Origin of the sequence: Ignatzschineria ureiclastica, from assembly GCF_003121845.1 — a bacterium.
Classification (GTDB): Bacteria; Pseudomonadota; Gammaproteobacteria; order Cardiobacteriales; family Wohlfahrtiimonadaceae; genus Ignatzschineria; species Ignatzschineria ureiclastica.
In genome coordinates, this window is sequence record NZ_QEWQ01000003.1 from 369,237 (window position 1) to 383,402 (window position 14,166).

A 14,166-nucleotide genomic window follows, 5' to 3' on the forward strand; every position below is an offset into this window, starting at 1 on the left:
ATCGATGTACATTGGCTTTTTAATTACAAAATATAGTATATTAATAATATTATTAATATTAAAAATATACAAAAAGGATACTTAATGAATACATCCCCTAATCTTTTTAATTATGCTACCTCTGAATTATCTCAAGATGCTATGATCTGTTGGTTACTTGCACATGCTGATCCAAAATATAAAGATAGCACTGACCCGCAATTACAGGCTGTAGCACTCAATTTAATCAATCGATTTCTACAACTTTCAGGAAATGAACCCCTCACCGTTCCCATACGGACTGAAAGCTTTAAAATCAAAAAACAAGTAGAACATATAGATATTGTCGTTCAAGTCAATCAATACGTCATCTTAATAGAAGATAAAACCGTAGCAAATGTTCATGGCGATCAACTTGATAGATACAAAAAAGCATTTGATCAAAAATATAATGATCAAGACTTCATTATCGTGCCTATCTTTTTTAAAACGTTCGATCAAAGTTCTTATCATCAGGTAAAACAAGCTGGATTCATCCCATTTTTACGTCAAGATTTATTAGCAGTCTTATCCCCATTTTCAAAGATCGATAATGATATTTTTCAAGATTATTACCAATATATCTCTCAGATAGAGATTGATGTCGAAGCGTTCCGCACAACTGCCCTAAAAGATTGGAAGGGACGACAATGGATGGGATTCTTTAAGGCCTTACAAAAAGAATTGAAAAACATGGATATCCAATCTCACTGGAAATATGTTGCAAATGCTTCAGGCGGACAGCAAGTTTTATGGATAGAAGGAACGAATAATGCTAATCATCGACAATATATTCAATTACAGAGCCATAGAGAAAAAGGAATAGAACTGGTAATTCGATTATCTAGTAAAGACTCCAAAATCCCTAACAATACTAAATTATCGATTATTCAACATCTTACAAAAAATTTTGAATTACACTCACATGAATTCCCAAGCATTAAAAACATTATAAAAGTCAATAGACTAGGTCATGGAAAAACAGTTGCATTGATGATTATCGAACCTAAAAAAGCGATCTTTTCTGATGCGCCCATTTCTTTAGAAGAAATTACTAATTTTATGACTGAATCTGTACGTTTTTTATCTCAAAACTTGTAAATATCCAATTATACCAATAAATAAAAATAATATTTATGCACATACAACAATTTCGACAAGCGCTACAATACTCACGAGAAACTCTAGCAAAAGAGCTACACGTTTCTGTTATTGATATTGAAAATTGGGAAAGTGGCACGGCTTTCCCTGATATTCGTTATCTACGAGATATAGCGCTTTTATTTAAGACAAGTGTCGAAGAATTAAGGGGCGATTATCCCTTACGGGCGTATCCTAGAACAGGACATTTCTTTGTGAATGACTCAACGCTTGATGCTTTTTGGGGACATATTTGTATCCATTTACAGAACCATGAGAACGCTCTTTGGTTTCCGATCTCTCTTAAAAGTCAGCAATCTATTGTAGAGCAGTTAGCCCAAAGTACAGCAAGCTATCCTTGGATCTCTATTGAGACCTTAAATAATCGCTTACTTTTTATAAATGTGATGCACACTGATTCTATTGAGCTAATTCATCAACAAAAAGAAAATCAACAAAGTACACCTGATGATTGGGATATCCACGGATATAGTTTAGAACTCTACCGCGCGTTAATCCGAAAAGATCAAGATCCTTTCGGATATATGGCTAGCAATCAATATAGTGATTCTTTTAAAGAAAAAATTGAATCAATTTGCGATTACCACGATCTCTATCTTGGTACTCATCTATCTGACCTACTCTATAATACCCATATTATTCAAGCTCAAAAAAGCATCTCCGCCCCTATTGCACCAAATTTTATTGCCGAGATCTATCAGCATATTACAGAGCGACAACTGCCTACGATGCTCAATATTTCAAAGTCTATCGAGAGTAATCAGCATTTTATTCAAAGCGCAGAAATCGCACTGATTAATACGCCGCTTGCATTATTGATTGATTACCAAGTATCTCAAAAAGCAGAAGCCTGTTAATCTGATTGATATCGAGCAGACCTAAATACTATTTTCAAACTATCGAGATCATCACAATGCAAAAATGGCCATTTCTAGTTTCATTACTACTTATCACACTCCTATCTAATGGGAGTTATGCGCAATTGCCTGTTGGAAAATATGTGGGGAATAATGGTAGTAGCGCTCTCACTATTACCGAGAAGCGACATCGGCAATATTTTGAAGTGGATATTTTGGGGGCGAATGGTCACTCTTGTTATGCCGATGGTTATATTAAAGATGCTGATATGATTCAGAATAATGAACAGATTGGTGTTGTAATTGATGAAGATACACCCGATCAATGCCTTTTATCTTTTAAGATGCAGGGCAATCAACTACGGCTAGATGTTCTCAGTGAGCAATATAGTGAAGCTTGCCAGCAATATTGCGGCGCTCGCGCCTTTCTCTTTGGGGAGTTTAAAATTCCTCCCGCTTATTGCACCCATAGTAATATCCAACAAGCGCGCAACCGCTTTAAGCAATTCTATGATCAAAAACGCTATGCAGATGCAGAGAATATCCTGAACAAAGTATTAACTCAATGCGATTTTTATCTTGATTTCATACTCAAAGATTCGATTCGTAGCGATTTAGCGCTCACGCTCTATCATCAACAACAGCCTGAACTCTGCCTTGAAGTATTAACACCAACGATTGCACTCAATGAGGAAGTTTACCTTCCACCAACAGATGCAGAAAACTATAGAAAAACAGAGAAAGGCATTTTATTCAATTACAATCTCTGTCAAAAGGCGATTCGCTAACGAATCATTAAATCTGGTTAATTCAAAAGATTCATTCAAGACTCATCAGAGATGACGCGTAATGGCTATGCTATCCACCTAATTCCACAACAAACTCATCATCATTGATCCGCTGATAACGGCGATAAAAGATATAGGCTACCGGAATCGCAAGGATCACAGTGGCAATCGGCATTGTAAGCCAAACCCCATCGAGCCCCCAGAACTTCGGCAGAATAAAGAGGAAAGGCACTTGCAATAACAGATTCCCAAGCGAGATAAAAAGCGCTTTCTGCCCCTCTCCAATGGCTTGGAAGAACATTGTTGCAGTCACAAATAAACCATCTAAAAAGAGTACTGCTAAATGTAAACGGAGCGCATAAACCGTAACTGCAACAAGCTCAGGATCATCAGTGAACCAACTTGTAAAGAAGTGCGGAAAAATCAGCAATAATGCGGTAATAATGACCCCTAAACCCAATCCTACATAGATCATCAAACGTGTCACAAAACGCGCCGAACGCACCCGCTCTTCCCCATAAAATCGGCTGATTAGAGGCTGTGAGCCATTCGCAACGCCTTCCACGGCAAAGTAGTAGATTGTTAATAGATATCCGGCGATCGTATACGCAGACACAGCAACTGTGCCCCCATATTCCATCAGGAATTTATGGTGTAGCGTCATAATAAAACCGATATAGATAAAGGTGAAAAAAGCCGAGCTTCCCGTTAAAAGAATGGAGCCTAATAGTTTGAAATCAGGCTTAAAATGATGCCAAGAGAGCTTCTCTTCACTCTGTTTAAGCACATAATAGCCGCCTAACACCATTGCCACCATTTCGCCACCGATACTCGCAAGCGCAGCGCCTAAAATACCGATCTTAAAGTAAGAGATCAGCAAAAAGGAGAGTAGGATATTCACCGTTACGCCGGCAGCGATATAACAAGTTGAGCGCAGAGGTGTTCCCACATTACGCACAATAAAGGGCATTGCGAGGCTACCAATCACAAAGGGGGCGGCAAAAGCAAAGGTACGAATAAAAACCTCAGCCATCTCTGCGGCAGTCCCCTCAACACCTAAAATTGTCACTAGCCAAGGGGCTAAAAAGTAGAGTGCAATGCCGATTAAAATACCGGGAATAAATTGAAGAAAAAGCGCTTGCCCAAGGATTTTCCGTGCTTTCTCATCTTCCTCTTCGCCTTTAGCGATAGAGTAGAGACTACCAATCCCAACACCGACCAAGAAGCCAAAACCTAATAGAAGCGTAATATAGGACCAGCCGATATTAATCGCTGCTAATCCTGAAACTCCAATAAAGTGACCCACAAAGAAACCATCAACAATCTGATAAGTTCCACTAATAAACATTGCAAGAACGGTAGGAATCACATAACTTGCGAATAGTTTAATTACAACAACATTGTAACGACGCACAAAAACCCCAAAGTGGCTAATAACCTCCATAGTCTATCCTCTTTCTTGATAAAAAAGGAGGGGGAGAAATAAAAATATATTGCTATCTTGCTGTTTTAAAAATCTAACCTACTATTGCACCATAAAATAGCAATAATAAGGGATTCAAAAAAATGGATTACGAATCTCTTCTATCCCTTCAATACGCATTTCAAGCATCTCATTGGGAAGCAACAATGGCTATGGTAAAATAACGATTATCCATCCCATACAGCTTTCTCAGCGCTTTCTCAGATAACACTACATAAATAGGAGTTTGTATGCTTACCTTTGATCAAGTTTGGTCACTCTATCACGAATATTACAACCCAAAGCGCATTTTTCCGAATCAAGCGATGCCAGAAAAGAGAATGCAAAAGGTCGATTCTCTGCTTTCGATTCAAGATCAGTATGATATTTTACTCCTCGATGGTTTTGGCGTTCTCAATGTCGGCGGCAGTGCTATTCAACATATGCCAGACACGCTAAAGCAACTGAAAGCAGCGGGAAAAGAACTCTTTATTCTCACTAATGGCGCTTCTTATCCGACAGATGTACGGGCGAAAGCATACCCGAAGCTTGGATATGATATTCCGGCAGAGTATATCGTTTCATCTCGAGATGGGGTTGAACGCTTGCTCCCTACCTTACCCCTTACAAAACAAGGTGGCACTTGGGGCGTGATTGTGGGTGAAGATGCATTCATTGAACGATTACCGGCAAAATGTGAGCTCTTGACGCAAGATAATATCGACATCGTTGATGGCTTTATCTTCCTCGCTGCCGGCGTTTGGAATCAAGAGTGGCAAACAAGATTAACAGCTGCTTTGCAAAAACGCACAAGACCGATCATTATCGGTAACCCTGATATCAGCGCTCCGCTTGAAAACAGCTTTTCAGTGGAACCAGGCTTTTATGCGATCGAATTACTAAAAGCGATCCCCGATCTTGAAGTTTACTATTGTGGTAAACCTTTTACAAATACGTACGATGCTGCCTTTGAACGAATTCGGTTTGTCGTCGGAGATTTTGATCCAGCTCGAGTACTGATGGTAGGTGATACGCTACATACCGATATTTTAGGCGGTAATATGGCAGGCTGTAAGACGCTACTAAAAGCCGATTGGGGGTTTTTACGCGGGAAAGATCCTATGCCTTATATTGAAGAATCGGGTATTGTGCCAGATTTTCTGATTCAAAATAGGTAGTCAAATCGATCATAATCTACTTTCGATTTCTATTTCTATTTCGATTTCAAGTTCGATGCCAGTTTTACACAGACAAAAAGGGCGACTAATCATCGCCCTTGTTCTTTTAACATCTTTATTCTTATTAAATATTACGATATCAAGCCATATACTGCTATTGACAGAGAACTACCACGTAAGCGCTGTGCCAATCTGCTTTAAATATTTCTGCTCACTTAAAAGATCTTCCCTGAAAAGAGGATGCTCTTTAAGCCAACCTTTTTCAAATTGTAACTTGATCTCATCTTTCGAGAGGGAGATCTCCACATTCGGAGATTCTTTCAAATAACGACCTCGATTGAATAGGACTGAGATACGAAGTAAGCAGGTGATCAGTAGCAAGTAATCGGGCATCCCTTCAAAAGCAGAGGGATCGATTTTCCGCTGTTGATAACGAATCATTGTCGCTAAAATTTTCTGATCCTGCTTACTAAAACCATCTAAATCTGCGTGCTCAACTAGATAGGCAGAATGTTTATATTGTCGATGATGCGAAATGGCTAAACCTATTTCGTGAAGATAAGAAGCCCATTTGAGATAACGAACTGCTTCATCGGATAATTCAATCTGATCGCCTTTTGAATTTTTCAGCATCTTCACCAATTTCATACTAGTAATCGCCACTCTTCGAGCCTGCTCTTCATCTGCCCCTAATCTTGCAATTAACGCCTGAATCGTCTCATCTCGGCGATCTTTTTGATGAACGCGCCCGAGAAGATCAAATAGAATCCCTTCTCGAAGTGCCACATTGGTCACAGCCATTTTTTCAATAGAGAGCGTTTTAAACGCAGCTTGTAATATGACCAACCCGGCCCCGACAACATCAGCTCGAGGCTCACTTAAATCAAAGCTCTTCGCAATTTTTTTAGTTTTACCGAGCTCAATAAACTTCTCAACGAGATGATCAAGTGATGCCGCCGTAATAAATTCTTCTTGTGGACCGAAAACTGAGACTAATGTTCCGAGCGTTTTAATCGTGCCAGATGCGCCGACAAAATGCGCATTTTTGTAAGGAATTAAATAACGTAGCGATTGTAATTCTGATTCCACATAAGTGAATGCTTGCTCATAATTCGCTCGGGTAAACTCCCCTTTTGCAAAGAACTTGCGAGTCATATTGACACAACCCACATCTTGACTATAAGCAGCTTTAATCTTGCTCTTGTGCCCTAAAATAAACTCCGTACTACCGCCACCAATATCGATCACAAAGAGATCTTGCTCTTGATCTTCTAAGTGAATATATTGTGAAACCCCTAGATAGATCAGCCGCGCTTCTTCTCGCCCTGAAATAATATCAATCGGCATCCCGAGCGCTTGTTCCGCTTCTTTGATAAAACTAGGATCTTTCAGCTTACGAAGTGTTAAGGTTCCCACTGCTCTGCGATTATTGGGGGCAATCGTGACTAAACGCTCCCGAAATTTACGCAAACAATGGAGTGCTCGCTCACGCACAATAGGATCTAAACCACCGCCATCGAGCAAACCATAGCCTAACTGCACCATCTCCTTAATCCGATCGACCACTAAAATCCGACCATTATCTTCCTGCATTACCGCCATGTGAAAACTATTGGATCCTAAATCAATCACTGCATAAATATCATCTTTCATACGTGGTCTCTCGCTATTTCATTGAGCTATTTTGTAAAATTAGAGGCAAACAGACTCTAATTAAGTGCATTACAGTTTCGCTATTATCGCACTATTCTAATATTATCCCTAACAAGAAATAGCAATGATTGATCTCTATCTATCACTATTCAAGTAGCTATCAAATAGTATAAAAACAGGCTTAACTCAGAAATTATCGTTGATTTGAGAAATAATTACTGAGTTTTACAAAATCTTCGATCGCCAAATTCTCCGCTCGAATAGTCGGCGCAATCCCTAAAGCATCAATTTCTGCCTCGGTTAACAACCCTTTTAAATTATTACGAAGCATTTTACGTTTCATCGAAAATGCCGCTTTCACAATCTCAAAGAAATCATCATCATTCTCAATTCCGTAAGGATTCCCTTCATAAGGAATTAAACGTACAAATTGACTCATCACTTTCGGCGCCGGGTCAAAGGATTGTGGCGGAATCTCAAGCAGTGGAACCACTTCACAATAACGCTGTACCATGATCGAGAGTCGGCTAAAGGCACTATCGCCAGGTGCTGCTGCCATACGTTCAATCACCTCTTTTTGAAGCATAAAGTGCATATCACTAATTAAGGCAACGTTCGATAGAAGATGGAAGATAATCGGCGTTGAGATGTTATAAGGTAGATTTCCCACCACTCGAAGCTTCTCTCCTTTAGGTGCTAATTTTGTCAAATCCACCTGCAGTACATCCTCATTAATCACCGTCAAACCATCAAGAGAGCGGAGATAATCAATCAGATCTCGATCTAACTCAATTACCGTCATCTTTTTCGCTGCTTGTAAGAGTGGACGAGTCATTGCCCCTAAACCTGGACCGATTTCAACAAGATGATCCCCCGGCATTGGCATAATACTCTGAATAATTTGAAAAATAATACTCTCATCGACCAAGAAGTTTTGCCCAAAACGTTTGCGGGCGCGATGAGGTTGTGGAGATTTATGCATAAATGACTCTCTCAATGACAAATAAAATATAAAACAGAACACTCAACAATCTAGAACAGATTCTAGATATAAAGTGTACATATAAAGCGTAAATATGAAGCAGAAACGTTCAAATGATGCTTCTCAACCCGTCAATGAATAAAGGTCGTTTATAAAAAAGCCTCAAGTTTGAGGGATTATATCAAACTTGAGGCTTCAATTTTATCTTAACGGTACAACTGTGATTGTCGGATCATTTCCCTTAATCACCTGAGTGTACGTCAAAGATGATCCATTAAAAACTACTTTTGTGTTCCAACCCGTTTCTCGACATAGACATCCGATAACATACGGTTAAGCCACTCATCATATTTCGCTGCAGCTTTCTTTCTAAAATAGAACTCTTTCGCCACATTACGCATCGATTCATTATCTTGGAAGCCTGTACGGCGTTCATCTACGCGAATCAAATGGTAACCATAAGGGGTGCGCACCGGCTGACTAATTTCACCAATCGGCAACGTCACCATCACTTTTTCAAACTCAGGCATAAGCTGACCTTGCCCTACCCAACCGAGGTTTCCCTCATCTGCAGCTGAAACAGGATCTTGTGAGTTTGCACGTGCAACATCTTCAAAACTAATCTCACCGGCTAAAATACGATCCCGAAGACGGTTTGCTTCCTGAAGCGCACGCTCTTCTGATTTATCCTTATTCACTGCAATCAAAATATGTCGCGCTTTATTCTGTGGCGCATTCGCTTTTGCAAGCTGATCTTTGATTTTTTTGAAATCAGCGGTTTTCATGAAAAGATCAATCTCGTTTTCAGTGAAATTCAAACTTTGCACAATCTCATTTTGTAAACGGGAAGCGAGCATCTGTCCACGAATACTTTCACGGTACTGATTAAAATCCATTCCTTGATAGATGATATATTCTCGTAAAGTTTCTACATCCGTCCCATTACGTGCCGCAATTTCATAAATGGCGTTATCTACTTCACGATCTTGGACATAAATTCCGGTCTGTTTGGCAAATGCATCTTGGAATTTTGCCGTAATTAACACACGTGCGACATAATCTTCTAACTCATCACCGGTTAATCTTTGACCAGGTGGTAAATAATTCATCTCTTGCTTCGCTAAACCTAATTCCCGTTGCCATTCAGAGAGCGTGATCACGCCATTATTTACAACAAAGGCAATCCCATCCACTGTTCCAATGCGTGCTGTTGCCATAGGAGAGAACAACAACAGAGATACTAATAGAGTAATTGTACGTATATTCATAAATGATGACTTCTCACAAAATTCATTGAGTTATTTAGAGTATTTATTGCAAATAATATACTCTAAAAGGCTATGTAAACAGAAGAATTTTACCACCTTAATGCAATTAGCGCTAAGATATAATAAAATTGCAACAGCGAAATTTTATTATATCTAGGTTTTGGAAAATAATGTCAAACGAAATTACAACACAAACTACAGCAACTCCTACGCCCGACGAGGCGCCAATCACAGCACAAGAAGCTCGTCAGAAACGCATTGCCGTCTCTCAAGAACTTCTTAAAAAACTTGCTGAAGCTTACCCTACTATCTTTCCTCAACCGAAAGATGGCCGTCCTGTCGCGCTTGCGATTGGCATTCATAAACAATTGATTCCGGTTGTGACTGAATGGGGATTTAGTGCGGTAAATTTAAGATCAGCACTTGCTTGGTACACAAAACAACTTCGTTACCAACAAGCGGTACTTCATGCAAGCCACCGTACAAACTTAGATGGCACTGAAGCTGAAATTATTGATGACACGCATCGTGCATTAGCACAAGAAAATGTAAATAAGATCCAAGCTTATTTAGATAAAAAGAATCCTGAAAGAGCCAAAAAACGTGCAGAAAAACGCAAACCTGCGCCTAAAGGTCCTCGCAAACCAAGATCGGCAAAACCTGGATCAGTAAAGTCGAATTCAGCATCTCCCAAACAGACTGATCATCAAGCGAGTGAACCTCGTTCACTCGATGAAAAAATGCAATCACTACTTAATAAGTTCAATCAGTAGGAGTATCGCATGAAACAGATTCCTATTCGTCTCTTAACCGAGGCGCTTTCAACCCTTTCTGCAGAACATCAGATCGAAATTGATCCTGCACTTGTGCTTAAAAGTGTAGAGCGAACTCGTGATTTAAGCCATGGGGATTTTGCGAGTAATATCGCGATGATGACGGCAAAACAGCTCAAATCTAATCCTAGAGCCATTGCCGAAAAGCTGATTGCAGCAATCGGTGAGCAACCCGAAATTGCCAAAATTGAGATCGCAGGTCCTGGATTTTTAAATTTCACATTCAAGCCTGATATTTACCATGCAGCACTCAATGAAGTGCTTGTAGAAGAAGAGCGTTACGGTACGAATGATCATGGCAATCATGAAAAAGTCCAGATCGAATTTGTCTCAGCGAATCCTACCGGACCGCTGCATGTCGGTCATGGTCGTGGGGCGGCTGTCGGCGATTCAATTGCCCGTCTTTTAGAAGCCAATGGCTACGATGTCACCCGTGAGTTCTACTACAACGATGCCGGTGCACAGATTGATAATTTAGCTGCTTCTGTGAAAGCACGTATCGATGGCATCACACCAGAGGATGCTTCTTGGCCTGCTGACGGTTATCGCGGCGAATATATTATTGAAATTGCTAAAAGCTACCTTGCTAAAGAGAGCGTTGTAGCTGATGATCGGGAAGTGACGGCTTCTGGTAATCCTGAAGATCTCACTGATATTCGTAATTTTGCGGTGGCTTATCTGCGCCGGGAACAAGACTTAGATCTTAAAGCATTTGATATCAATTTTGATGTCTACTACCTTGAGTCTTCGCTCTATAAAGATGGCGCAGTTGATAAAGTCGTCAATCGACTCATCGAAAAAGGTGTCACTTACGAACAAGATGGCGCACTTTGGTTAAAAACCACAGATTACGGTGATGATAAAGATCGCGTGATGCGCAAAAAAGAGGGTGGCTATACCTACTTTGTGCCGGATGTGGCTTACCATGAGAAAAAATGGCAACGGGGTTTCCAATTTGTCATTAATGAGCAAGGTGCGGATCATCATGGCACGATCTCCCGTGTTCGTGCAGGCTTACAAGCACTTGATGTGGGCATTCCACAAGGATGGCCAGAGTATATTCTGCATCAAATGGTGATGGTGCTCAAAGATGGGCAAGAGGTAAAAATCTCTAAAAGAGCGGGTTCTTATGTTACGCTTCGTGATCTCATTGATGAAGTCGGCAAAGATGCCACTCGTTACTTCCTCGCGGCTCGTAATCCTGATTCTCAATTACAGTTTGATATTGATTTAGCGCTGTCACAATCAAGCGATAATCCGGTCTACTATATTCAGTATGCGCATGCTCGTATCTGCTCTATTTTAGCTGAGCGTGAAAAGCGTGATAATGGCTTTGATCTTGCGCTTGCAAAAGCAAATCTTGAGCGCTTAACGATGACGCAAGAGTATAAGTTAATGCGGACCATCACAGCCTTCAGAGAGATCATTAAAACGGCGGGCAATCATCGTGCACCACATCTAATTGCGAACTACTTACAAGAATTAGCATCCGATGTACATAGCTATTACAATGCCAAAGATTCTGATGGCAATGCGATTCGTATCCTTACGGATGATGAATCACAAAAAGGCTTACAAGATGCTAAACTCTTCCTATTAATGGCAGCAAAACAAGTACTTGCGAATGGATTATCGCTTCTTGGTTTATCTGCGCCAGTGAAGATGTAAGCAATCAACGATAAGGACAATGAGTAACGGAGTAACAGTGATCTTTACGCTGATTTCACCGATGAATCGATAAGGATATTCAAAATATGGTGCAACTCGGACAAGTTAAATCTCGCGCAAAAATGCAGTGGCTTCGTTCTACGATACGCTTCTTTTTTAGCCGACCTACCAAAGGGAAGATGATTTTTTTCCTTTTCTTAGGTATTGTCATCGTGGGCACAGGATATCTGATTAGTAGTCATTTAGAGAAAAAAGCGATTGAAAAAGAAGCTCGACGCGTTGCCCGATTAGAAAGACTTGCTGCGCTTGAAGCTGAGCGCAACAAGCCTTTTGATCCTTCTGCAATCGAGATTCCTGAATCAGAGTTCTCCTTTTATAAACATCTTGAAAATAGATCCTTACATGTTGCAGGAGAAGAGAGTAGCGGCGGTATGCAATATATTGAACCACCGCCAAAGCCTAAATTTGAGCTCATTAGTCAATCATCCGGCTATGAAGCGGTCGATAATCAGATCAAAAATGAGTTAGCGCTTGAGCTCCTCTCTCAATCTGAATTAGATAAACCAGCCCCACCACCTGCCGGCAATGAGATCAAGAAAAAGCTGCAGACAGGGAGTTTCTCTTCCACTTTTGAAGCAAATATTCATAAATCGCAATTAGAAACAATGGGCTATAAACCCACTATTCAAAAGGCAACGGTTAATGGTAAAACCACTTACCGCGTACAAATCGGGCCTTTTACGCCTAAAACATTAGCAGAAGTAAAACGTCATTTAGATGATCAACAGATCAAGTTTATCGAAGTTAAACCTTAATAAACTGCATCGTTGAATACCATTTTTCGGCACAATGCCCTATTATTTACAATATACACTATCGAAATACGCAGAAATCACTCGATGATCATCACTCATCATTCATCGCTGAATTCCCTTTCAAAATAGCGTATAGTATCGATAACTCTCCGATTAAGTTATTACAAATTAAAGGTTTAAATATGTCACGAGGAATTAATAAAGTTATTCTTGTTGGACGTTTGGGTAATGATCCGGATGTTCGTTACACCGCTAGCGGTAGTGCCGTTACGACTATCTCTATTGCTACAAGTGAAAGCTGGAAAGATCGCAATACAGGGCAACAACAAGAACGCACTGAATGGCATCGAGTGGTATTCTTCGGAAGATTAGCGGAGATTGCAGGTCAATACCTCAAGAAAGGTTCGCAAGTTTATGTCGAAGGATCACTTCGTACAAGCAAATATACAGATAAACAAGGGATCGAGCGTTATTCAACAGATATTAATGCCACTGAAATGCAGATGCTTGGCGGTAATAGTGGCGGTGGTGGCAACTACAACAATGATGCGATGTCACCTGCCGGTTATCCAAATATGAATCAAGCACCGGCACAAGATCATTACAACCAATCGCCTCCTCGTAATCAAGGACAAGCACCACAACAAAATCAAGGTGGTCCAGCACCCTTTAATCCACCGAAGCAACAAGCAACGGCGAATAACAGCATGTCTGATTTCGATAATCCATTAATGGATGATGATATTCCATTCTAGGGATAAATCTGTTACAGATAGATTTTTCATTAAAAATCAATTAGTGCACTCTAGAGAATATCTCTAGAGTGTTTTTTTATGGTTACCCACTTTAAAGAACAAAAAGCATTAGAAATAGACTATCTGACTTATCATAGCCATCTATTAACAGAGTATTTTTTGGATATATGCTCGAACTTCTGGGAGATCATCTTCAACTGAAAAATTTTTACAGAGTGCTTTGCGAGCAATTAGTCCATCAATAATCGCAATAAGAAAAAACGTCATACTCTCTGAATCTAACGATTTATTAAACTCCCCATTTTCTTTTCCCTCTTCTAAAAGATCGAAAATACCCGCCCGTATTTGCGCATCACCCTCCAAAAAAATGGCTCGCAACTCTTCATTACGCGAAGATTCGGCTAAAATCTCAACCCAAAGATCATGATTTACCGGATAAGCCACTTCCTTTATGCAACTGATAACGATTGAACAGAGCTTTTCGAAACTAGAACCTTGTTTTTGAGTATGATATTTTGCAAGGCCTGTCGCTGTTTCTTCTTGGACAATTGCTTTAATCAATTCTGTTTTACCTGAGAAATAGGTATACATACTTCCTTGACTAATATCTGCTTCTGTCGCTATTTGGCGAATACTAGTCGCATTAAAACCATCTCTTGCAAAACATGTAGAGGCGGCTTGTATAATTTTGGTATAAGTCTCTTTTTTAGTTGTCATAATAACTGCTG

At 40.0% G+C, this 14,166-nt stretch carries 13 protein-coding genes; 8 read left to right on the forward strand and 5 right to left on the reverse strand.

Features of this window, described 5'->3' with window-relative positions:
• Positions 1 to 84 precede the first annotated feature (84 nt).
• From DC083_RS05580 to DC083_RS05590, 3 genes are read left to right on the forward strand one after another with little or no spacing between them, the layout of a single operon-like run.
• The gene (locus DC083_RS05580; protein ID WP_109189249.1) at positions 85 to 1,119 is read left to right on the forward strand and encodes a PD-(D/E)XK nuclease family protein; all 1,035 of its coding nucleotides are present in this window, start codon (positions 85 to 87) and stop codon (positions 1,117 to 1,119) included.
• Positions 1,120 to 1,154: 35 nt separating this feature from the next.
• On the forward strand, positions 1,155 to 2,036 hold the full coding sequence (locus tag DC083_RS05585) for a helix-turn-helix domain-containing protein (RefSeq protein ID WP_109189250.1): 882 nt from the start codon (positions 1,155 to 1,157) through the stop codon (positions 2,034 to 2,036).
• 56 nt (positions 2,037 to 2,092) lie between these two features.
• A complete protein-coding gene (locus DC083_RS05590) occupies positions 2,093 to 2,824 on the forward strand; it encodes a hypothetical protein (protein WP_109189251.1) in 732 nt (243 codons plus the stop codon).
• A gap of 70 nt (positions 2,825 to 2,894) precedes the next feature.
• On the opposite strand, the gene DC083_RS05595 is transcribed toward DC083_RS05590, so the two are convergent.
• Positions 2,895 to 4,268 carry an MATE family efflux transporter gene (locus tag DC083_RS05595; RefSeq protein WP_109189252.1) on the reverse strand — a complete coding sequence of 458 codons (1,374 nt, stop codon included), beginning with the start codon at positions 4,266 to 4,268 and terminating at the stop codon, positions 2,895 to 2,897.
• A 269-nt stretch (positions 4,269 to 4,537) separates the two neighbouring features.
• Here DC083_RS05595 and DC083_RS05600 point away from each other — a divergent pair, with 269 nt between their 5' ends.
• A complete protein-coding gene (locus DC083_RS05600; RefSeq protein ID WP_109189253.1) occupies positions 4,538 to 5,464 on the forward strand; it encodes an HAD-IIA family hydrolase in 927 nt (308 codons plus the stop codon).
• A gap of 168 nt (positions 5,465 to 5,632) precedes the next feature.
• Here DC083_RS05600 and DC083_RS05605 read toward each other — a convergent pair whose 3' ends face one another.
• The 3 genes from DC083_RS05605 to DC083_RS05615 all read right to left on the reverse strand — a co-directional run bounded on the left by DC083_RS05605 (position 5,633) and on the right by DC083_RS05615 (position 9,367).
• Entirely contained in the window at positions 5,633 to 7,117 is a 1,485-nt protein-coding gene (locus DC083_RS05605) for a Ppx/GppA phosphatase family protein (protein ID WP_109189254.1), read from the reverse strand.
• A 193-nt stretch (positions 7,118 to 7,310) separates the two neighbouring features.
• A complete protein-coding gene (gene rsmA / locus DC083_RS05610; protein WP_189364597.1) occupies positions 7,311 to 8,099 on the reverse strand; it encodes a 16S rRNA (adenine(1518)-N(6)/adenine(1519)-N(6))-dimethyltransferase RsmA in 789 nt (262 codons plus the stop codon).
• Positions 8,100 to 8,380: 281 nt separating this feature from the next.
• Positions 8,381 to 9,367: a peptidylprolyl isomerase gene (locus DC083_RS05615; RefSeq protein WP_109189256.1), complete on the reverse strand. Its 987-nt coding sequence runs from the start codon at positions 9,365 to 9,367 to the stop codon at positions 8,381 to 8,383.
• 170 nt (positions 9,368 to 9,537) lie between these two features.
• On the opposite strand from DC083_RS05615, the gene DC083_RS05620 reads away from it, so the two are divergent.
• The 4 genes from DC083_RS05620 (at position 9,538) to ssb (ending at position 13,438) form a co-directional block, all read left to right on the forward strand.
• Positions 9,538 to 10,140 (forward strand): ProQ/FINO family protein, encoded by a 603-nt coding sequence (locus tag DC083_RS05620; protein WP_109189257.1) that lies wholly within the window; start codon positions 9,538 to 9,540, stop codon positions 10,138 to 10,140.
• 9 nt (positions 10,141 to 10,149) lie between these two features.
• Positions 10,150 to 11,868, forward strand: a complete 1,719-nt coding sequence (gene argS / locus DC083_RS05625; protein WP_109189258.1) for an arginine--tRNA ligase — start codon at positions 10,150 to 10,152, stop codon at positions 11,866 to 11,868.
• A gap of 86 nt (positions 11,869 to 11,954) precedes the next feature.
• Complete coding sequence (locus DC083_RS05630) at positions 11,955 to 12,683, forward strand: SPOR domain-containing protein (RefSeq protein ID WP_109189259.1); 729 nt, start codon at positions 11,955 to 11,957, stop codon at positions 12,681 to 12,683.
• Positions 12,684 to 12,865: 182 nt separating this feature from the next.
• Complete coding sequence (ssb, locus tag DC083_RS05635) at positions 12,866 to 13,438, forward strand: single-stranded DNA-binding protein (protein ID WP_109189260.1); 573 nt, start codon at positions 12,866 to 12,868, stop codon at positions 13,436 to 13,438.
• A gap of 144 nt (positions 13,439 to 13,582) precedes the next feature.
• Here ssb and DC083_RS05640 read toward each other — a convergent pair whose 3' ends face one another.
• Entirely contained in the window at positions 13,583 to 14,155 is a 573-nt protein-coding gene (locus tag DC083_RS05640; protein ID WP_109189261.1) for a TetR/AcrR family transcriptional regulator, read from the reverse strand.
• Positions 14,156 to 14,166 lie beyond the last annotated feature (11 nt).

Coding starts and splice junctions, on each gene's coding strand:
- DC083_RS05585 (WP_109189250.1), top strand. CDS start 1,155: ATGCACATACAACAATTTCGACAAGCGCTACAATACTCACGAGAAACT.
- DC083_RS05640 (WP_109189261.1), bottom strand. CDS start 14,155: ATGACAACTAAAAAAGAGACTTATACCAAAATTATACAAGCCGCCTCT.
- rsmA (WP_189364597.1), bottom strand. CDS start 8,099: ATGCATAAATCTCCACAACCTCATCGCGCCCGCAAACGTTTTGGGCAA.
- DC083_RS05600 (WP_109189253.1), top strand. CDS start 4,538: ATGCTTACCTTTGATCAAGTTTGGTCACTCTATCACGAATATTACAAC.
- DC083_RS05630 (WP_109189259.1), top strand. CDS start 11,955: ATGGTGCAACTCGGACAAGTTAAATCTCGCGCAAAAATGCAGTGGCTT.
- DC083_RS05580 (WP_109189249.1), top strand. CDS start 85: ATGAATACATCCCCTAATCTTTTTAATTATGCTACCTCTGAATTATCT.
- DC083_RS05605 (WP_109189254.1), bottom strand. CDS start 7,117: ATGAAAGATGATATTTATGCAGTGATTGATTTAGGATCCAATAGTTTT.
- DC083_RS05595 (WP_109189252.1), bottom strand. CDS start 4,268: ATGGAGGTTATTAGCCACTTTGGGGTTTTTGTGCGTCGTTACAATGTT.
- DC083_RS05590 (WP_109189251.1), top strand. CDS start 2,093: ATGCAAAAATGGCCATTTCTAGTTTCATTACTACTTATCACACTCCTA.
- DC083_RS05620 (WP_109189257.1), top strand. CDS start 9,538: ATGTCAAACGAAATTACAACACAAACTACAGCAACTCCTACGCCCGAC.
- ssb (WP_109189260.1), top strand. CDS start 12,866: ATGTCACGAGGAATTAATAAAGTTATTCTTGTTGGACGTTTGGGTAAT.
- DC083_RS05615 (WP_109189256.1), bottom strand. CDS start 9,367: ATGAATATACGTACAATTACTCTATTAGTATCTCTGTTGTTGTTCTCT.
- argS (WP_109189258.1), top strand. CDS start 10,150: ATGAAACAGATTCCTATTCGTCTCTTAACCGAGGCGCTTTCAACCCTT.